Below are 18,759 nucleotides of genomic sequence, written 5' to 3'. Positions count from 1 at the left end.
TTTCCGTAGTTCAGCGGTTCTTGGTTTTACTGTTCAGCGGTTCTTGGTTTTACTGTTCTGCGGTTCTTGGCTGGGTGCCTACTGCCAACTGGCGAGTGCCTACTGCCTGCGGTTCTCGGTTCCGTAGTTCTCGGTTCTGCGGTTCTGTGGTTCTGTGGTTCTCGGTTCTGTAGTTCTGTAGTTCTGTGGTTCTTCGCCTTCTGGTATAATCCGTTGCACTTCCTGCAACACACTCGTGCCACGCGCATAGCGAAAGGAAACGCGCCATGACCGCTTCGGCGACACTCAGACGAACACCGCTGTTCGACCGGCACGTGGCCCTGGGGGCGCGCATGGTTGAGTTCGGCGGGTGGGAAATGCCCGTGCAGTACACCGGCATTGTGGATGAGCACAACGCCGTGCGCAACGCCGCCGGCCTGTTCGATATCAGCCACATGGGCGAGTTCGAGGTCAAAGGCCCCGACGCACTTGCCTTCCTCCAACATGTCTGCACGCAAGACATCGCCTCGATTGGCGAGGGCATGGCGAACTACTCGCTGCTCTGCCGCCCCGATGGCGGCATCGTCGACGACATTTTCGTCTACAACCTGCCCGACGGCTACCTGGTAGTCGTCAACGCCTCGAACACCGACAAAGACTTCGCCTGGATGCTCGACAATATCCACGGCTTCGATGTCGTGCTGACCAACATTTCCGACCACGCATCGATGCTGGCGTTGCAAGGCCCGGCCGCCGAGGCCATTCTTGCCCAGGCCGCCAGCGCCGAACTGGCCGCGCTGCCATTCCACGGCGTTGCGACTGGCATGCTGCTAGGCGACATTCCCGGCATTGTGGCGCGCACCGGCTACACCGGCGAAGACGGCTTCGAGCTGTTTGTCGACGACGACAACGCCGTGCGCTTGTGGGATGGCTTGCTGGAGCTGGGGCGCACTGCCGGGCTCAAGCCCGCCGGGCTGGGCGCGCGCGACAGCCTGCGCTTCGAGGCCTGCCTGCCGCTCTACGGCCACGAGATCGCCGACGACATCAACCCCTACGAGGCCAAGCTCGGCTGGGCGGTGAAGCTCGACAAGGGCGGCGACTTCCTTGGCCGCGACGCGCTGGTGCAGATCAAAGCGAACGGCGCGGCACGCAAGCTGGCCGGCTTCGAGCTGATCGACCGGGGCATTGCGCGTGGCGGCTACGAGATCCGCGACACGAGCGGCGCACGTATTGGTGAAGTGAGCACCGGCATGCCCGCGCCCTCACTTGGCAAAAACCTGGGGCTTGGTCTCGTGCCCGTCGCGCTCGCTACCGAAGGCAGCGAGATCACTATCGTCGTGCGCGACCGGCCAGTGCGCGCGCGCGTGGTGAAAACGCCTTTCTACAAGCCGCGCTACAAGAAATAACCACACTCTTCTGATTTCGCAATGCGAGCTGAACAAAGGAGCACGATCATGGCATTTAAAACCCCGGCCGACCTGCAATACGCGAAGACGCACGAATGGATTCGGATCGAGGGCGACGAGGCGACGATTGGCATCACCGACTACGCGCAGGACGCGCTTGGCGATGTGGTGTATGTCGAGCTGCCCGACGTGGGCGCGTCGTTCGAGGCCGGCGACACCTTTGGCGCGATCGAGTCGGTGAAAGCCGCCTCCGAAGTCTACATGCCCGTGGCCGGCGAAATCACCGCCACCAACCAGTCGGTCGTCGATGCGCCCGAGCTGCTGAACAGCGACCCCTACGACGGCGCGTGGCTGATCAAGATCAAGGTCGCCGAGGGCGTGGGCGCGCTGATGAGCGCCGAAGCCTACGAAAAGTTTGTGGATGGGATCAAGCACTAGGGATTTGCGATTTTGGATTGACGATTGACGATTACTCTGAGCTTGCCAACTGCTCTGCCGCGTAAACTGACGCGGGTGTTTAAGACACGCCGATTCTCAGTTCTCATCAAGAATGCTGGATTGGCAATGGCTCTGGGTTCGCCAATCGCAAATCGTAAATCGTAAATCGTAAATGGAGTCAAGGTGTCGCACTATATTTCCATCACCGAGGCCGAGCGCGCCGAGATGCTGGCCGCCATCGGCGTCGAGCAGGTGGCCGACCTGTTCGCCGACGTGCCCGAGGCGCTGCGCTTCCCCGAGCTGAAGCTGCCACGCGCGCTGTCGGAGATCGAGCTGCGCCGCGAGCTGGGCGCAATGTCGAACCAGAACGCCAACGCCGCCAGCCACAGCATCTTCCTGGGCGCGGGCGCGTACAACCACTTCGTGCCAAGCGCCGTCGACCAGATCCTGCGCCGCGCCGAGTTTTATACCGCCTACACGCCCTACCAGCCCGAGATCAGCCAGGGCACGCTCCAGGCGATCTTCGAGTACCAGAGCCTGATCTGCGCGATCACTGGCATGGACGTGGCCAACGCCTCGCACTACGACGGCGCAACCGCGCTGGCCGAGGCGGCAATCATGGCGGTGAACTCCACGCGCAACCGTCGCACCGTGCTGGTCGCCCCGAGCGTCAACCCGCAGTATCGCGCGGTGCTGCGCACCTACCTGCAAGGCACCGGCATTCGCGTGCGCGGCGACGAAAACCCCGACGCGACCGTGGCCGAGGTGCTGGCCCAGGCCGACACCACCACCGCAGCCGTGCTGGTGCAAAGCCCCGATTTCTTCGGCACGCTGCACGACCTCAAGCCGCTGGCCGAGCAGGCTCACGCCGCTGGCGCGCTGCTGGTCGCGCATTTCGACCCAATTGCACTGGGCTTGTTCCAGTCGCCCGCCGAGGCCGGCGCAGATATTGCCACCGCCGAAGGCCAGCCACTGGGCATTGGTTTGAATTATGGCGGGCCATACCTGGGCATGTTCGCGTGCAGCGAAAAGCTGGTGCGCAAGCTGCCCGGCCGCCTGGCCGGCGCGACGCTCGATGTCGATGGGCAGCTGGCCTATGTGCTGACATTGCAGGCACGCGAGCAGCACATCCGCCGCGAAAATGCCACCTCGAACATCTGCACCAACCAGGGCCTGATGGCGCTCGCCGCCGCCGTGCACCTGAGCCTGCTGGGTCGCCAGGGGCTGCGCAAAGTCGCCGAGCTGTGCTTCCACCGTGCGCACTACGCCGCCACCGAGCTGGGCAAGCTGCCCGGCTTCCGCGTCGACGAGCGCGGGGATTTCTTCAAGGAGTTCGTGCTACACTGCCCGCGCCCGGTCGCCGAGATCAACGCGGCCCTGCGCGAGCGCGGCATCGTCGGCGGCTACGATCTCGGGCAGGACTACCCGTCGCTGGCGAACGCCATGCTGCTGTGCGTGACCGAGATGAACAGCCGCAAAGAGATCGACGCGCTGGTAGAGGCGCTATCATCACTGGCGTAGATCGCATGCGTAGGGCGGAGCATCGTCGAGATCGACGTGCGGGTGCCGATCACGCAGGTAAGGGCGAAGCATCGTCGAGATCGACGTGCGGGTGCCGATCACGCAGGTAAGGGCGAAGCATCGTCGAGATCGACGTGCGGGTGCCGATCACGCAGGTAAGGGCGAAGCATTCGCCCAGGACCGTTACGTTGTTGAGAAAAGTCTTTCCGGGCGAATGCTTCGCCCCACATGCATATATGGATCTAACCACCGAACAACTCGCTGCCATCCTCGCCCGCGCCCTGCCCGACGCGCGGCTGCGCGACACGCGCGCCCTGCCCGGCGAGCGCTACGCGCTGGCGCTGAGCGACGGCACGCGCCTGCAGGTGCAGGTCTACGCTGCGCAGGAAGAAGCCGCCACCGCCGCCGAGGCGCTGCGCCGGCTGCGCGGCGAAGTCGACCTGCCCATCCCCGAGCTGCGCGCCAGCGACCCGGATGGCGCAACCGTCGGCGTGCCCTACCTGCTGCTTGGGGGCACACCCGGCGAACCGCTCGACCAGGTTCTGCCGCAGCTCGACAACAACGCGCTGTATACCATCGGGCGGCGGCTTGGCACCGTGGCCGCGCGCACCCATCGCCTCGCCTGCGACGCCTATGGCCCGCTGGTGGGCGGCGATACTGCGGCCACCGAGCGCGACTACGCGCTGGCGCGGCTGCGCCGTAACACCGAGCGCTGCGCCGCGCTTGGCCTGCTCGACCGGCGCAGCGGCGGCGAACTTGTGGGCTGGTTTGAAGACAATTTTCGGCCGGTTGGCAAGCAGCCCGCGCTGCTGCACGGCAGCCTGCACCCCGCCAGCATTCTCGTGCGGCGCGGCGACTCCGACTCGGCCAGCGGGCGCGGCGCATGGCGCCTGGGCAGCGTCTTAGGCTGGGGCGCGGCGCTGGGCTGGAGCCCGGCGTGGGAGCATGTCACCTGGCTGGACACAATCGACGATCAGCGCTTTTTCAGCCTGCGCGTGGGCTACGGCAACGGCTACGACGACGAAAATGCCCGCCCCTACGAGCAAGTGCGCGAGCATGTACTCACGCCCTACCGGGCACTGCTGATGCTTGAGCGCATGCTGGCGGCGCACGCCGCTGGCGACCTGGATGAGTGCGGGCGGCGGCGCGGCGTGCTGCGCGGCCTGATGCGTATTCTAGAGGGATAAACAATGAATACCTACGAACCACCAATATTCGAGCTTTCCGCGCCGGGCAAGCAAGGCACCAACCTGCCCGCGCTCGACGTGCCCGCCGCCGAGCTGCCCGCCAGCCTTCTGCGCGGCGACGACCTGGCGGCCATGCCCGAGCTGAGCGAAACCGAGGTCATGCGCCATTTCACGCGCATCTCGCAGCGCAACTACTGTATCGACACCGGCATGTATCCGCTCGGCTCGTGCACCATGAAATACAACCCCAAAATCCACGAAGAAGTTGCCCGTCTGCCCGGCTTTGCCGGCGCGCACCCGCTTCAAGGCGACGCGCTCTCGCAGGGCGCGCTGCGCCTGATGTACGAACTGCAGGAAATGCTGGGCGAAATTTCCGGCTTTGCGGCCGTGTCGCTCCAGCCTGCGGCCGGCGCGCAGGGCGAGTTCACGGGGGTGCTGGTGTTTCGCGCCTACCACCTCGGCCGTGGCGACACCGAGCGCAACGAGATTCTGGTTCCAGACTCGGCGCACGGCACCAACCCCGCCACCGCCGCAATGGTCGGCATGAAGGTGGTCGAGGTGAAGGGCGACGCTTATGGCAATGTCGATCTGGATGACCTGCGCGCCAAAATCTCGCCGCGCACCGCCGGCCTGATGCTCACCAACCCGAACACGGTTGGTATTTTCGAGCAGAACATCCGCGATGTGGCCGAGATCGTGCATGGCGCGGGCGGCCTGATGTATGGCGACGGCGCGAACTTCAACGCCATTCTTGGCATCGTCAAGCCCGGCGCGGTTGGTTTCGACTTCATGCACTACAACCTGCACAAGACATTCACCACTCCGCACGGCGGCGGTGGCCCCGGCTCGGGCGCGGTGGGCTGCACGGCTGAGCTGGCGCAGTTCCTGCCCGGCCCGCGCGTGGAAAAGACCGAAGCCGATGGCAAGCCGGCCTACCGCTTCTTCGAGCCCGAGCATTCGGTTGGCCGCGTGAAGTCGTTCTGGGGCAATTTCGGCATGCTCGTGCGCGCATGGACCTACATTCGCACGCTGGGCGCGGCTGGCCTGCGCGAGGTGAGCGAAACGGCGGTGCTCAACGCAAACTACCTGCGCGTCAAGCTGCAAGGCACCTACCCGGCCGCCTACAATCGCATCTGCATGCACGAATGCGTGCTGAAAGGCCAGATCGCTGAAGCACCGGGCGCGCGCACGCTCGACATCGCCAAGCGTCTGATCGACTATGGGTTCCACCCGCCGACAGTGTACTTCCCGCTGATCGTGCCCGAGGCGCTGATGATCGAGCCAACCGAAACCGAGAGCAAGCGCAACCTCGACGCCTTTGTGGATGCCATGCTGAAAATCGCCGACGAGGCGCGTGAAGACATCGAGATCCTGCACAACGCGCCCACCACCGCGCCCGTGCGCCGGCTCGACGAAGTGCGCGCCGCCCGCCAGCCCGTGCTGCGCTACGACGCGGCCAAGTTCGAAAAGCTGCGCAGCGAAAGCAGCGCCCGCGCCCGCGAGCTACCCACACCAACGACGTAGCTGCGTGGGGGATGGGGGTTGGGGGATGGGAGTTGGGAAGGCTACGCTACTAGCGCAGTTGCGTTATTTGGCATACCAATGCCGTATCTTTTGCCCACGGCAGTAACGTAATTTTGTGTGCGATTTTTCCGCGCTACGCGCGGAAAAATCGCACACAAAGAAAAAATCGAATACCACTCTGCCGAAGGCTCGGCAGGCCAACTGCGTAAGCCCTAGCAATAATACTCTAAAATACCTTGCTGCCGCAGGCAAAAAGATAGAAAGCACCCATGAACGAGCGACAGCGCCTCAACCAGGGCATCATCGACGAGTTTCGCGCAAACGCGGGCGCGGTGGGCGGGCAGTTCGCCAGCATCCCGCTGCTGCTGCTCACCACCACCGGCGCAAAGAGCGGCGAGCCGCGCACCACGCCTCTGGCCTATGTTGCAGATGGCACGAACTACATCATCAGCGCGGGCAACGGCGGGCGCGACATGCACCCCGGCTGGTTTCACAACCTGCTGGCAAACCCGCTGGTTGAGGTCGAAGTGGGTGGCAAGCGCTTCGCGGCGCAGGCGCGCGTGGCCGAGGGTGCCGAGCGCGAACGCCTGCTCGACATGATGATTGCGACCGCGCCCATGTTCGCCGGCTTCCGCCAGCGCACTGCCCGCGAGCTCCCAATGATCGTGCTGGAGCGGGCGTCCTAGTGCCCGCAGAGCCGTCCGATGCGCATCTGCAAACTGTTATTTGACAATCGTTTCGTGGCATAGCTAGCGGAGTAGCGTTCTTAATATTAGCGTTTGCATATTTGTCACGGTGCCCCGCGATTGCAACCGTAGGTCGCACCTTCTGCAAAAACAGTAACGCGAAACTGATATCAAGAATGTTTGGGTCTGGAGGAAAATCGGGTCTTTATGAGCAAATCGTTGACAACGTCTGATTTTGCATGGTATAACTTGCTCGTCGCTTGACTCATGTTTTGTTAGTACAATGAAAAATTGCTGTAGTAGCCTCACGAATGCCATCACCAATATGGAGGATATCTAGTGATGACTGAGCGCGATGATTATGCGAGCAAGAAATCGTCAAAAACTCAGCGGAAAGTCTCGGCGCGTGAGTTGGAATCCGCTCATAATCCTGCACTCAAGCGCCTCGGCAAGACGGTTGAGCAACGCGAGGAAGACGAGACCATTGTCAGCTACAGTCGTATGCACCATAGGCATAATCGAAAATGATGGCGCAGTACAGCTGTATTTACTTACTACCTATGCATTTTTCTTGCCATTTGCGTGAGATAGTGCATTGTAAATAACAACTGACAGGTGTGGGGAGTAGTTACGAAGCTGCTCACCACACCTGCTTTGTGTTGCAATAGCTTCTATAGCTGTTTGCAGTCGGCAGGATGCAGAGCGCAGTTGCATTTTCCGCATTCCAACGCGTTTCTCCGCGGTAATGAGTGGTCAATTGTTCTGCAAACCGTTATAAGCCCCATATATCGAACACACCCGGAGAGGAACTGAGAGTGACACAGAGTTCACTGATGGCACAGAGACTAAATGCTCGCTTCTCTGGCGCACTGCTCAAAGTAGCTTCGCGCTGTAACTTAGATTGTGATTATTGCTACGTCTATAAACACCCTGATCAATCTTGGCGTCATCAGCCGGTATTTATGGACGATCGCATCATCCAAACCTTTGCCGAGCGATTAGATGACTATGTAGATGAATACAACCTCACTGAGTTTTCTATAGTGTTTCACGGCGGAGAGCCACTACTTTATACCGCTAAACGTCTCGCTACAGCCGCTGAATGTATACGACGCGAGGTGCGCACTTCCTGCACATTGTATTTCTCACTCCAGACTAATGGTGTATTGCTCTCTGATTCCGAACTCGATGTACTCGCGCAAGCTCAGATCTCGGTGTCACTCAGCCTTGATGGCCCTCGTCATATTCATGACCGGCACCGCCCAACCCATGCTGGCGAGTCAACTTTTCACGCGACCATGTCAGCACTCAGGCGGCTCCAATTGCGGGAAGACGGTCTGCTTCGCGGTGTCATTGCTGTGATTGATCCGCAAATCCCTCCCTCCGAGTTGCTCGCATTTTTTGCATCCCTGAATTTGCCTGGCCTTGACCTGCTTTTACCTGATGCGACACATACTGATCAACCAATTGGTCGAAACGCAGATCCTGAATTGTATCGAAGATGGCTAGAAGAGGCTTTCACTTGCTGGTTCCACACTTACCCCGATCTACCTATACGCTGGTTTGACGCGCTTCTGGCCTCGCGTCTGGGCGTACCTAGCTCAACAGACATCATGGGATTTGGTGCGGTCGGCCTGATTGTCATCGAGACAGATGGATCCTACACAGACCACGATGTCTTCAAGATTACCCGACCAGGTGGCGCGCTGCTTAATCGAATGGTGACCACTACTTCATTCGAAGAGATTGCCCGTCACCCACACATCCACGAGCACAGCTATCGGCTGTCAATGGCAGGGATTGCGCCGGAGTGCCGCTCATGTCCTGTTATAGCAGCCTGCGGTGGTGGTTGTGTAATGCACCGATATCATCCGACGCGTGGCTTGAACGCACCAACAGTCTACTGCCACGAGATGTTCGGTATCCTCCACGTTGCGACGAGCCTGCTACAACAAGAATTACGAGACGAGCATCATGAGTTTTCGCTGGTTGATTCCACAGCCGTCATTTTTCAAGGAGAGGCGCTTATCAAGGCATGCAAACATTGGCGATCTGAGACAGAACGGCAAGCAGACATTATTGCTGCTGAACAAGGATGGCATCGTAACGATACGCCTGCAGCAGCCGTCCTTCTTCGTGCTAGTGCCCCATCTGGCTCTGATACTGAGCTTCTCCCGGTGCTGGCAGCGAAGCACATCTGGCTAGAAGCCATCCGCGTTCAATTGCCTGAGCTGTGGTTAGTGCGCCCTTTCAAGGATACGATTCGGCTCTTGCCATCTGCTTCGGCTGAGGTAATACACGGAATCAACGCGCTGGATACGATTGAACGCTACCTGGCGCTGGTTGACCCCGCCCTGCCTGCCGCCATCGCAGCACTCATTTCGGACGTGCTGTTTGTGGAAACGACTGATCCTGACGAGAAGGGGATCTTCTCTTTTAGTGACGACACTGCGCCCAATATATTATATCTCGCTGCTTATTCTGGTGGTGCACCTCTAGCGTTCGATGATCTTGCTGACTCAATCTTGCATGAATTCTACCACCAGCAGCTGTATCATATGGAGCGTGATGGCGTCTTTCTCTTCGACCATGTCTTCCCGCAATTTCCGGCGCCGTGGCGCGAAGGGCTTCGTCCTGCCGGTGGTTTCTTTCATGGCACTTTCGTTTTCGCTGGTCTCGCGCGCTTCTGGAGTGTGCTCGCAGATGCACAGCCGGTGGGGCTGGATCTCGCAAAAGCACAACAGAACGCCGCTCGTTGCCGTACACAGGCATCCTATGGTATTGCAAGTCTCCGTGACTTCGCGCTGCTGACAGAGCGCGGGGAACGCCTATTAAATGAGCTTGCGCACCAATTGGGGGAGGATATTCCGCCAAGTCGCCCTCCTGGCATTCTTAAGGAAAGACTGGAAACATGATCACTCTACAAGGGTATATGGTGTTGGAATCATGATCAAGCAGTACGTGTTGAAAGTGTAGCAGGGCAACGAAGCGTAACAGTAAACGCCATTCAACGGCACAGAGGCAAAGCTGTCGGCTAGTCAAGATTTCATTTGTGCCTTCCTCTGAGCCTTGAGTAATAGGTACCAAGGTGACGCTGTTCGTGGGTAAAGGCATGTCACGAAAGGAAGGGCAGCTCGTTCCTTATTGATACATCTACTATGGGGCAGAACGTGTAAGTCGAGTCAGTATCTCTTGGATTTAGCAGCACAGCGCCGCTCCACAGGTCTCGATCAACCTATCTATACTACTATGATTGACACTTCTATAATTGAGTTTCCGTATACATCTGCCGTAGATCTTAATGCTGCGATGGATGTGCTGTTTGAGCACTTTCCCGATCATTGCCCTAAGCTGGTTGTCGATCGTGATGATGTCTGGATATTTAGCCTTGGCTGGTCACCCGACCCAGCGTACTACATCGATCCATTAGTGCTGGAGGGCGCACAAGCTTATGGAACAGATCTCCAGACCATGCCGCGATTTGTGCGAAACGAGCAAATCAATGACACCATATTCAGTTTGTCGATGGTTCATTCGCGTGCACTTCTTGCGGCATGTGCATCTCTCAACTCCAACTATGTTGAGAGAGGTACTACTATCGTCCATATCGATGACCATAGTGATCTTATGCCACTATTGCTTTCGTGGGAAATCAACCAAAGACAGTTCCATGATGAGGTATTCCAACAAGCCGTGGATCTTTCTGATCCCGATGCACTGGAGCGGGCAATCGATCGCGGCGTGATTACCAAGAGTAATTTTCTCACAGCATATCTGCTCGCTATGCCACCTGGCTGCCTAATTCACATTGGCTCTAGCGTTGAAGAGCGAACAATGTGGCTAGCCCCAAGACCATACCAGACTGCGTTTGCAGGGAGGAGTTTTACCCAGACGAGAATGCATATACAAGAACAAATGGCACCTGGTTTATGGGAATTTCGGCAGGCGCGGCGCTTGCCAGATGATCTTTCAATAGATATTCACGAGCGCATCTGGCTGGATGTCGATCTCGATGCGTTTTGCAATCGCTACTGTGGTGACTCTGATCTACGTTATCAAATTGCCACGACCAAGGAGTGCGAGGAAATGAAAGCCCGCATTGAGGGGTTCCTCAGCCAGCTCGCAGAAGTACGCTGGGTGGCTCAAATCGCGGTAGTTACTATTGCCATCTCGCCGGGCTTCTTCCCCACAGAGTATTGGTCTTATGCTGTACCACAAGTCTATGATGGTATAGCCAGGATTGTGCGTGCTGTAAAGTGATGATTCTCAGAACGTCGTAATGTACAAAGACCCACAAAGCAGTCGACGCAACTTTTCTCGCTCGGCTCACTACTTCAATCTCTTCACCGGGACTCTGAACGACATTAAACTTGCTTAGGTCTAACGAGTAGCACCATAGTCAAAGCCTCAGCATAGTCATCAACCCCACGGCTACTATGCCCAGAGATCAGGTCATTCGATGGCTGTACCGATGGGTATTAGTGATACCAAATCCGTTTATTACGTTGGTTCTCTAGTGCTGCGCCCCGGCAAAGCCGGGGCGCAGCACTAGAGAAAGAAAATTCAGGGGCGGCTTGCCGCCCCCGAACCCCCACCACGTAAGCTGGATTGTCGCTCCATCCCCAACCCCTGCGCTGAAAGCACACTACGGAATATTCACCTGCCCCTCGTTCGATTTACGGTCGCTGGCCGTATCGGTGCCACTGCCGCCATCGAAGCGATCGGTGCCGCTGCCGCCCGTCAGCGTATCGTTGTTGTTCTCCCCAAAGAGCTGGTCGTCGTTCGCACCGCCGTCGAGCTTGTCGTTGCCATCGCCGGCGCGCAGAACATCATCGCCATCGCCGCCGTAAAGCGCATCGTTGCCAGCGCCACCAAACAGCGTGTCGTTGTCATCCTGCCCGTAGATAGTATCGTTGCCAGCGCCGCCATCGAGCATGTCGTGCCCGTCGCTGCCATATAGCTTGTCGTTGCCCTTCCCGCCGCAGATCAGGTCATTGCCGCCGCCACCCTGGAGCGTATCGTTATCGTCGCCGCCAAGCAGGATATCAGGGCCGCTGCTGCCGGTCAGGCTATCGCTCTTGCTCGTGCCCACCACCATTTTCAGCGTCAGGCTCGTGCTTGCCGCGCCATCGCTGACCGCAATCGTGAGCGTGGCGCTGCCACTCTTCCCTGTCGCTGGCGTTACAAGCATTGTCCGCGCGCCGCCGCTCCCGCCAAACGTGATCGCGCTGACGGGGATAAGACTCGTGTTCGAGGAGCTGGCACGCAGCGTCAAACTACTCGCCGGGCCGTCGGGGTCGCTCACCGTCACAAACACCTGGCCGCTGAAATCCGTCACGCACGCGCCGCCTGGCGCAATCGCCAGCGTTGGCGGCTGTATGGGTGTATTGGTTGGCGTGTTTGTGGGGGTATTCGTTGGTGTGTTGGTTGGCGTGTTCGTGGGGGTATTTGTAGGAGTATCCGTCGGCGTATTCGTCGGCGTGTTCGTGGGCGTGTCGGTTGGTGTATTCGTGGGTGTGTTGGTTGGTGTATTTGTCGGCGTATCCGTCGGTGTGTTTGTTGGCGTGTTAGTCGGCGTATCTGTGGGCGTATTCGTTGGAGTATCCGTCGGCGTGTTCGTGGGCGTATGCGTCGGTACAGCCGTCGGGTCAGCCCACGCCATCGCGCCAGCACTATTAATTGGCGATGGAGCGCCGTCCGAGAAATCGACGGAATTGTTGTCAGTATCGGTGTATGGGGCCGTACGGGAAGCAGATGTCGTGTTGCTCAGCCCCGGCGCGGCCTGGGTCTCGACATTCGCCGTTGCACCATAGCCGACCAAGTCCTTCACATTCGGCGCAGTCGAGCAGGAGATTCCGCATCCAACCAGCGGAATCTGCGCAGTGACCAGAGCAACCACGCCCGAGGTGGCCGACATGGGAACCGAGCCAGTGGCATCTGCGGTGGGCAGGTTGACAGTGCCGCCAGCCCCCGAAGCTTGCTGAATAAGGTAGAAACCATGTGCCGGAATACTACCGCTCAGATTCGTCATCTGAAAGACCGCGCCAGCCGCCGAAGCATACTGCACGCTCCACTCTGAGACGTCGATCGGATTTCCCGTGAGATTGACGAGTTCGATAAAGTCGCTTTTAATCGTTGCCCCGGAGTTGCCACCACCACCATAGACTTCACTAATCACAACATCGCTCGAAAGCGCCAATGTAGGCGAAGGCACCCGCAGCAGCGCCAGCGCAACACCCACCGCCACCATCACATGAAACCACCGACGCGAAACAGGTGATCGCATACCCATCCCCCTTGTTGCACGAAGACAAATGCATGCGGAACGCAGCCGGTAGCAAAACCCGATGCGCGAACCGCCCTCCAGCGAAAATACACCACACCACAAATCTGCTGCGCAGGGCAAGCCCTTGCTTCGCAGCAGCGCGCGTACTCACAATCGTGATGAGAGGAAGGCCGTAGCCAGCTTTCTAATTCATGTTGGATCTAGCAGTAGTATAGCCGAAGACAAGGCTTTTTTGGCAGCCAGATGGCATTTCTAACAATATCGTTATCTTCGGTTCGCGTGCGCACAGCGGGGAGCGTAGTTGGAGAGGCGGGTGCTATTTCCCGGGCTGGGAGCCTGGGAGGAAGGGCAAAAGGCGGTCGATTGCATTGCAACCCAAGGCAGCCCGTTTGCAGAACAACTGGCCATTCAGGTGCTGGCAAGAAACGCATTGCAGCGCAGAAACACCACTGCCGCCTGCAGACCGCCGACAGCAAACTGCTATAAAGCCCTGCTACCCTGGCGGTTCGTTTCGCAATACTTTCTTGAGATCGTGCTTAGCGCCGGGGCTGCACACCCAGCGCCCGCAGATCGTCGGGCGCGTCGCGCAATGCAATCGCCGCAATCGCAAACAGCCGGCGCAGCCAGTTGCCCAGCGCCCGCAGCGCCGCCTGCTGCGCGTCGGCGGCATTACGCGCATCGCCCCGCGCAGATTCGTACACGGTGCGCGCTTCTTTCAGCGCGGCAAACTGCCCGCGCTCGGCGGCTAATCGCTCGGCGTCGTAGCCCACCGCCGAGAGCGCCGCCAGCCATTCGGGCTTGTCGGCCACGCCCTCGTAGAGCTGGCCCACTCGCGCAAAAAATACCGCCCGCGCCGAACGGCGCTCGGCCCGGCGCAGCCCCAGCCCCACCAGCGCCGCTGTATCATCGCGAAACACCACCCGCCCCATCGCAGCCAGATCGCGATACTGCGAATCAACCTGCTGGCGCAACCCGCGCAGCGCGCCGCTCGCTTGCAGCTGCGTGGCGCGGCTGGCGTGGTGTACAGTGCGGGCCTGCGCCGCCGCAAGGTAGAGCGCCCGCCCGGCCGCCAATTCTTCCGGCGCGTAGCTCAGCCGCGCCAGCCGCTCGCGCAGATCAGGGCGGCCTTCCAGCACCGCAAACAGCATACGCGCGCGCTCAAGCTGCTCGCTGATTGTTTCCCGGCCCATACACACTCCTGTATCGGCGCAGCCCCGCGCCACGCCGCCCCTGCATCATAGCGAAATGCCGGGTACAGGCGCGTACAGTTTTGGTGCAGTTGCATGGCACTTTCGTTCAGGCGCGCATATTAGCAGTACGTCTGCATGTCTATGCAGTGCAACTGCATGCCTGTGCAGTGCAACTGCACGCACGCCTGGTACGGCTGCACGCTCGTGCAGTGCAACTGCACGCATGCCTGGTATATCTGCATGCCTGTGCAGTGCAACTGCACGCATGCCTGGTACACCTGTATGAATTCGCAATAACTGCGGACTTTCCCTCTAAACAAAATGAATAGATTGTAGTTACATCAATGTATGGCTATTCGCTGCCAGCAAACAGCATAACGGAGGCATGTGCCCATTACGCGAGCCCAGATACCGGCCTAAAATTTGGGGTTTGGGGCGCAAGCCCCAACGCCGGGGTGCAGGGGCCGGCGGCGGCCCCTGCCGCACGCCGCGCAGGCGCAAACGCACGCCGCGCAGGCGCAAACGCACGCCGCGCAGGCACAAACGCACGCCGCGCAGGCACAAACGCACGCCGCGCAGGCACAAACGCACGCCGCGCAGGCGCAAACGCACGCCGCGCAGGCGCAAACGCACGCCGCGCAGGCGCAAAAAAACGGGAGCGGCAAGCCGCCCCCGAGTCTTCGGCATATTCCAGGCGTTTACGTCGCGGCAGCGTAGGCCACCACCACAGCGTGGAGCTGCTGTTCCAGGCCGTGCAGGCACTCCAGCTGGCTCGCGTCGAGCTGCGCCGCCGGCAAAGCTGGCAGCTCGGCGGGCGTGCCGTCGGCGGCCAGCGGCTGGTAGGCCAGCAGATAATCGGCACCCAGGCTGGCCTCGGCCTGCGCAATGGCGCGCAGCTCGTCTTCATTCAGTGCCGCCCATGCCCATTCGGTCGCCGTCATGATCGCCTCCTTTGCGCAGAAACGCGGGTAAAAAGCGCGCCCCGGGCAGAAAACCTGCCGGGGGCGCGTGTTTGGTGGAGATGGGGGGAGTCGAACCCCCGTCCAGAAAAGTTAGACGCCGGCGTCTACAAGCGTAGTCCATTGTTTAATGTCGCCCGAAGCCACACAACCGACAAAGCGACTTTTGGGCCATCCTGCTTTGCTTAGCCCGAGCGCGCAGGTACTTACCCGGGAGCGCCCCGACTGTTGACGTTCGGCCCCACTCCATCGGGGTGAGAGTGGGCGAACGGACTACCTAATTAGGCAGCCAGCGCGAGGGAACCGAAGCTCCGTGCACTTGTGTTGTTTTTGGCAGTTAATGCCGGTGCCCCTTTAACGAGACTGGGCGGCTCGGCTTGCAACCAACGACATCCTTCCCTGTCGAAGCCAGTCATCCCCATAACACGCGCAATTATACCACGATGCGCGGCGCTTGAATAGTAGTGAATGATAAGAATCGGTGTATCTTAGCGTTCGCGCAATCGCTCATCGCGCACAAACACCTGGTCGCCATCCACTTCCACCACCAGCCGCGCCATGTCTTGCGGTGGCTCGCCGCTTTTCAGGCCATCGAGGTAGCGACCATCGGGCGTGTAGCGCGCGCCCAGGCAATTCACGTCGTGGAACAGGCCAGCCTCGGCATCCCAGAACAAAAAGCAGCCCGACAGCGTGTCGATGCCAAGCAGTGCCACCCACGAGCCGTCGCTCTCGCGCCGCACGAACACCGTGTCTTCGCTCAGCGACGAATCGCGCCGCGCAATCAGGCTGCTGATCTCGAGCTTGGGAATGCTGACCTGATGCGGCTTGCCGTCGGCGAAATCGGCCGCCTGGCCAACCGGGTAGAGCTTGGCGGGCAGCGTCAGCATGCGAAACCCAGCCGTGCCGCAGAAACCCAGCAGGATCACCACCGCCAGCGAGAAAATCAGCAAGGCGCGCCGCTGCTGCCGTGCCTCGCGTGCCTGCTCAACCGCGCGATCTTGGAACATGGAACTTAGTGCTTCCTAGCGACAGCCAGCAGCAAATCGCTGGTGCTATCGTATTCATCGAGCTCATACGAGCCATACACAGCCTCAAGCGCAAAGCCAGCGCGCGCCAGCAGGTGCTCCAGCTCGAAGCGATACAGCCAGCGCATTGGGAAGGGCAGCACGCTGCGCGTCACCCGACCGTCGGCATCCAGCTCGTCGTAAATAAAGGTGACATGGTTGGTCTGCGCGGCGAGGTTGGGCTGCTGGGCCACAAACTTCTGCACGCGCGTGCCGTCAGGCAGCGTAAAGGTTTTGTCGATCGCCAGCGCGCCATTCTCATTCGCCAGCGACCGCAGGTCGGGGTTGAACAGATCGAGCGCCAGCAGGCCGCCGGGACGCAATGCCTCGCGAATATGCCCGAGCGCGGCGAGCTGCTCGGCCGTGCTGCCCAGGTGCATAAACGAGTTAATCGCCACAAGTGCCAGGCCAAACGGCCCCTGCGGCGCGGCCGCGCAAATATCGCCTTCCATCAAATCAACGCGGTCGAGCAGGCCGGCGCTTTGCAGCCGGGCGCGCGCCCGCGCCAGCATCGCCCCCGAGATATCGATGCCGGCCACCCGCAGCCCCGCCTGCGCCAGTGGCAGCAGCAGACGCCCGCTGCCGCACATCACCTCAAGCACGCGCCCACCGCTGCGGCGGGCCAGCTCGCGGTAAAATGGCACATCGTCGGCAATCGCGCCATAGTCGGCGTCGTAGTAGCGCGCAAACGCGTCGAACTGGCTCATCCGAGTATCACCAGTGCCACGCCAGCCAGCATGAGCAGGCCAACGATCCCCACCAGCAGGAGCGCAGGCGGGAAGATCGGGTCGAAGCGCGGGGCAGATGGCAGCGGCACCAAGCGCTCGGCGGCGCGGGGCAGGCTGCTTGCCGCGCTGGGCGGGCGCATCGTCATCGTGCGGGCGGCGGGCAGCTGCGGCGCAACCCCGCTGGAAGGCGGCTGCATGTTGGTCGGCAGGCGCGTTTCGCTGCGCCCCTGCGTTGCGCGCCCAATTGCGCGGCCAATCGCCACCAGCACGCCCAGCGCCACCAGCACACCAACGACCAGCGGCAGCAGGTTGCTGATATTCGGCAGCGCAACGGTGCCGCCAAACAGGTTGCGCAGCAGGCGAATAATTGGCCCGCCCGCAACAAACATCAGAAAGATGATGCCGCTGATTATCGAGCTGGCTGTGGATTTTTTCTTTTTTTGTTCTGGCATGGTTTGCTCCTTCGCACGCGCGTATTGTACCACAGGCGCTCTGGCAATTGGGCATTGGAACGCGCCCTAGCCGCCACGCCACTGATGCGCGCCACCGTCGTCGTGGTGCACCAGCAGCAGCAGGCCGTCGCGCACTTCCACGCGGCCGGGCGGCTCCAGCAGCACATTGCTTACGCCACGCGCCCGCTCGAAGCTCAGGGTCGCGTCGCGCAGCGGGTATTGCAGCCCGCGCGTGGTGACGCCATGCGCCGGCCCGGCCAGCGGAACGAGCGACACCGTGTCACCGACCTTGCCGAGGATGTCGAGCGCGCCCGGCACCAGCATGAGCGTCTGCCCGGGCGCCAGCATGCGCACCTGCCGGCCACGCAGCTCGGGCAGCGCCAGCAGCGCCACATTCGCCAGCGTATGATCCCAGCGCCCGCCCAGCGCGCCAATAATATCGATCGTCTGCGCGCCCTCGGCGGCGGCATACAGCAGCGCCAGCTCCAGGTCGGTTTCGTCCTTGTCGCGCCGGAAGCGGCGCAGCTCGGCGCCGCCAGCCGCCAGCGCATCGAGCGCCACGGCGTCGAGCGAGTCCATGTCGCCAATCATCACATGTGGCGGCAGGCCAAGCTGCATCAGCGGCAGCGCCCCCCCATCGGCCGCCACGCGCCGGCCCGCCGCGGCAATGCGCTCGCGAAATGGCGCGGCGTCGAGGTCGGGCGCGTTTGCTACAATCACAATATCCATACGATCCTTTGCGCAGCTTGCCCGCCCATTATACATCGCAGCAGCTTTGCCGCGCCGCCTGGCATGTAAACATATAAACCGCTGTCAGGCAGTAACTTTTGCTGTGGCCGAGCGGTATGTAATAGCCTGTTCCAATACAAGCACAAAAATTGAGAGTTCGGCAAACGCCATGTCGCGTTGTTGTGCCACACGGCACCAGGAGAACATCATGCCGCACATTTTACTCGTTGAAGACGACCCCATGAACCGCGAGATGATCTCGCGGCGCCTGGCCTGGGAAGGCTACCAGATCAGCATTGCCGGCAATGGCGAGCAGGCCGTAGCATTGGCCCAGGAAGTCAACCCCGACCTGATCCTGATGGACATTGGGCTGCCGGTTTTGAATGGCTGGCAAGCCACCCAGGCGATCAAAGCCGCCCCGGCCTCGCAATCCATCCCAATCATCGCACTTACCGCCTATGCCCTGAACGAGGAGCGCCAGCGTTCGTTTGAGGCTGGCTGCGACGACTTCGAAACCAAGCCAATCAATTTTGCGCAGCTGATCGGCAAGATGCAACGCCACCTCGGGCACTGATAGCCTGGTGTGTTAAATGCATAACAGTACGCACTA

General features: G+C 60.4%; 17 protein-coding genes and 1 other RNA gene. 10 read left to right on the top strand and 8 right to left on the bottom strand.

Annotated elements, in window-relative coordinates; genetic code table 11:
* Window positions 1-266: 266 nt before the first annotated feature.
* From gcvT to M1P90_RS03320, 9 genes are all read left to right on the top strand, one after another.
* Window positions 267-1,385: a glycine cleavage system aminomethyltransferase GcvT gene (gene gcvT, locus M1P90_RS03360; protein ID WP_483701244.1), complete on the top strand. Its 1,119-nt coding sequence runs from the start codon at window positions 267-269 to the stop codon at window positions 1,383-1,385.
* A 48-nt stretch (window positions 1,386-1,433) separates the two neighbouring features.
* Window positions 1,434-1,823 (top strand): glycine cleavage system protein GcvH, encoded by a 390-nt coding sequence (gene gcvH / locus M1P90_RS03355; RefSeq protein WP_483701243.1) that lies wholly within the window; start codon window positions 1,434-1,436, stop codon window positions 1,821-1,823.
* A 183-nt stretch (window positions 1,824-2,006) separates the two neighbouring features.
* Window positions 2,007-3,344 carry an aminomethyl-transferring glycine dehydrogenase subunit GcvPA gene (gene gcvPA, locus M1P90_RS03350; RefSeq protein ID WP_483701242.1) on the top strand — a complete coding sequence of 446 codons (1,338 nt, stop codon included), beginning with the start codon at window positions 2,007-2,009 and terminating at the stop codon, window positions 3,342-3,344.
* A 236-nt stretch (window positions 3,345-3,580) separates the two neighbouring features.
* Window positions 3,581-4,531 (top strand): phosphotransferase family protein, encoded by a 951-nt coding sequence (locus M1P90_RS03345; RefSeq protein WP_483701241.1) that lies wholly within the window; start codon window positions 3,581-3,583, stop codon window positions 4,529-4,531.
* Between the two features lie 3 nt (window positions 4,532-4,534).
* Window positions 4,535-6,055, top strand: a complete 1,521-nt coding sequence (gene gcvPB, locus M1P90_RS03340; RefSeq protein WP_483701240.1) for an aminomethyl-transferring glycine dehydrogenase subunit GcvPB — start codon at window positions 4,535-4,537, stop codon at window positions 6,053-6,055.
* A gap of 269 nt (window positions 6,056-6,324) precedes the next feature.
* Window positions 6,325-6,741 carry a nitroreductase family deazaflavin-dependent oxidoreductase gene (locus M1P90_RS03335; RefSeq protein ID WP_483701239.1) on the top strand — a complete coding sequence of 139 codons (417 nt, stop codon included), beginning with the start codon at window positions 6,325-6,327 and terminating at the stop codon, window positions 6,739-6,741.
* A 342-nt stretch (window positions 6,742-7,083) separates the two neighbouring features.
* The gene (gene yhhA, locus M1P90_RS03330; protein WP_483701238.1) at window positions 7,084-7,269 is read left to right on the top strand and encodes a YhhA family cyclophane-containing RiPP; all 186 of its coding nucleotides are present in this window, start codon (window positions 7,084-7,086) and stop codon (window positions 7,267-7,269) included.
* A 287-nt stretch (window positions 7,270-7,556) separates the two neighbouring features.
* Window positions 7,557-9,656, top strand: coding sequence for a cyclophane-forming radical SAM/SPASM peptide maturase YhhB (gene yhhB, locus M1P90_RS03325; RefSeq protein ID WP_483701237.1), 2,100 nt, complete (start codon window positions 7,557-7,559; stop codon window positions 9,654-9,656).
* Window positions 9,657-9,933: 277 nt separating this feature from the next.
* Entirely contained in the window at window positions 9,934-11,001 is a 1,068-nt protein-coding gene (locus M1P90_RS03320) for a hypothetical protein (RefSeq protein WP_483701236.1), read from the top strand.
* Between the two features lie 385 nt (window positions 11,002-11,386).
* Here M1P90_RS03320 and M1P90_RS03315 read toward each other — a convergent pair whose 3' ends face one another.
* The 8 genes from M1P90_RS03315 to M1P90_RS03280 form a co-directional block, all read right to left on the bottom strand.
* Window positions 11,387-13,027: a lamin tail domain-containing protein gene (locus M1P90_RS03315; protein ID WP_483701235.1), complete on the bottom strand. Its 1,641-nt coding sequence runs from the start codon at window positions 13,025-13,027 to the stop codon at window positions 11,387-11,389.
* A gap of 536 nt (window positions 13,028-13,563) precedes the next feature.
* The gene (locus M1P90_RS03310; RefSeq protein WP_483701234.1) at window positions 13,564-14,217 is read right to left on the bottom strand and encodes a PQLLE family protein; all 654 of its coding nucleotides are present in this window, start codon (window positions 14,215-14,217) and stop codon (window positions 13,564-13,566) included.
* Between the two features lie 698 nt (window positions 14,218-14,915).
* Complete coding sequence (locus tag M1P90_RS03305; protein ID WP_483701233.1) at window positions 14,916-15,158, bottom strand: hypothetical protein; 243 nt, start codon at window positions 15,156-15,158, stop codon at window positions 14,916-14,918.
* Between the two features lie 72 nt (window positions 15,159-15,230).
* Window positions 15,231-15,596, bottom strand: a transfer-messenger RNA (tmRNA) gene (ssrA, locus tag M1P90_RS03300).
* A 68-nt stretch (window positions 15,597-15,664) separates the two neighbouring features.
* Entirely contained in the window at window positions 15,665-16,183 is a 519-nt protein-coding gene (locus M1P90_RS03295; protein ID WP_483701232.1) for a Rieske (2Fe-2S) protein, read from the bottom strand.
* A 5-nt stretch (window positions 16,184-16,188) separates the two neighbouring features.
* Window positions 16,189-16,947 carry a class I SAM-dependent methyltransferase gene (locus tag M1P90_RS03290; protein ID WP_483701231.1) on the bottom strand — a complete coding sequence of 253 codons (759 nt, stop codon included), beginning with the start codon at window positions 16,945-16,947 and terminating at the stop codon, window positions 16,189-16,191.
* Entirely contained in the window at window positions 16,944-17,420 is a 477-nt protein-coding gene (locus M1P90_RS03285) for a hypothetical protein (RefSeq protein WP_483701230.1), read from the bottom strand. Before M1P90_RS03285 ends, M1P90_RS03290 begins: the two co-directional genes overlap by 4 nt.
* Window positions 17,421-17,486: 66 nt before the next feature.
* Window positions 17,487-18,149, bottom strand: a complete 663-nt coding sequence (locus M1P90_RS03280) for a thiamine diphosphokinase (RefSeq protein WP_483701229.1) — start codon at window positions 18,147-18,149, stop codon at window positions 17,487-17,489.
* A gap of 208 nt (window positions 18,150-18,357) precedes the next feature.
* Here M1P90_RS03280 and M1P90_RS03275 point away from each other — a divergent pair, with 208 nt between their 5' ends.
* Window positions 18,358-18,723, top strand: a complete 366-nt coding sequence (locus M1P90_RS03275; RefSeq protein WP_483701228.1) for a response regulator — start codon at window positions 18,358-18,360, stop codon at window positions 18,721-18,723.
* The last annotated feature ends 36 nt before the right edge of the window (window positions 18,724-18,759 follow it).

The organism is Kouleothrix sp. 19917, from assembly GCF_057073505.1.
This window is presented reverse-complemented; position numbering and strand designations above follow the sequence as displayed.

Excerpts from the sequence above, each read along its gene's own strand:
- gcvT (WP_483701244.1), top strand. The coding sequence starts at position 267 with ATGACCGCTTCGGCGACACTCAGACGAACACCGCTGTTCGACCGGCAC.
- gcvH (WP_483701243.1), top strand. The coding sequence starts at position 1,434 with ATGGCATTTAAAACCCCGGCCGACCTGCAATACGCGAAGACGCACGAA.
- M1P90_RS03345 (WP_483701241.1), top strand. The coding sequence starts at position 3,581 with ATGGATCTAACCACCGAACAACTCGCTGCCATCCTCGCCCGCGCCCTG.
- gcvPB (WP_483701240.1), top strand. The coding sequence starts at position 4,535 with ATGAATACCTACGAACCACCAATATTCGAGCTTTCCGCGCCGGGCAAG.
- M1P90_RS03335 (WP_483701239.1), top strand. The coding sequence starts at position 6,325 with ATGAACGAGCGACAGCGCCTCAACCAGGGCATCATCGACGAGTTTCGC.
- yhhA (WP_483701238.1), top strand. The coding sequence starts at position 7,084 with ATGACTGAGCGCGATGATTATGCGAGCAAGAAATCGTCAAAAACTCAG.
- M1P90_RS03315 (WP_483701235.1), bottom strand. The coding sequence starts at position 13,027 with ATGCGATCACCTGTTTCGCGTCGGTGGTTTCATGTGATGGTGGCGGTG.
- M1P90_RS03310 (WP_483701234.1), bottom strand. The coding sequence starts at position 14,217 with ATGGGCCGGGAAACAATCAGCGAGCAGCTTGAGCGCGCGCGTATGCTG.
- M1P90_RS03305 (WP_483701233.1), bottom strand. The coding sequence starts at position 15,158 with ATGACGGCGACCGAATGGGCATGGGCGGCACTGAATGAAGACGAGCTG.
- M1P90_RS03295 (WP_483701232.1), bottom strand. The coding sequence starts at position 16,183 with ATGTTCCAAGATCGCGCGGTTGAGCAGGCACGCGAGGCACGGCAGCAG.
- M1P90_RS03290 (WP_483701231.1), bottom strand. The coding sequence starts at position 16,947 with ATGAGCCAGTTCGACGCGTTTGCGCGCTACTACGACGCCGACTATGGC.
- M1P90_RS03285 (WP_483701230.1), bottom strand. The coding sequence starts at position 17,420 with ATGCCAGAACAAAAAAAGAAAAAATCCACAGCCAGCTCGATAATCAGC.
- M1P90_RS03280 (WP_483701229.1), bottom strand. The coding sequence starts at position 18,149 with ATGGATATTGTGATTGTAGCAAACGCGCCCGACCTCGACGCCGCGCCA.
- M1P90_RS03275 (WP_483701228.1), top strand. The coding sequence starts at position 18,358 with ATGCCGCACATTTTACTCGTTGAAGACGACCCCATGAACCGCGAGATG.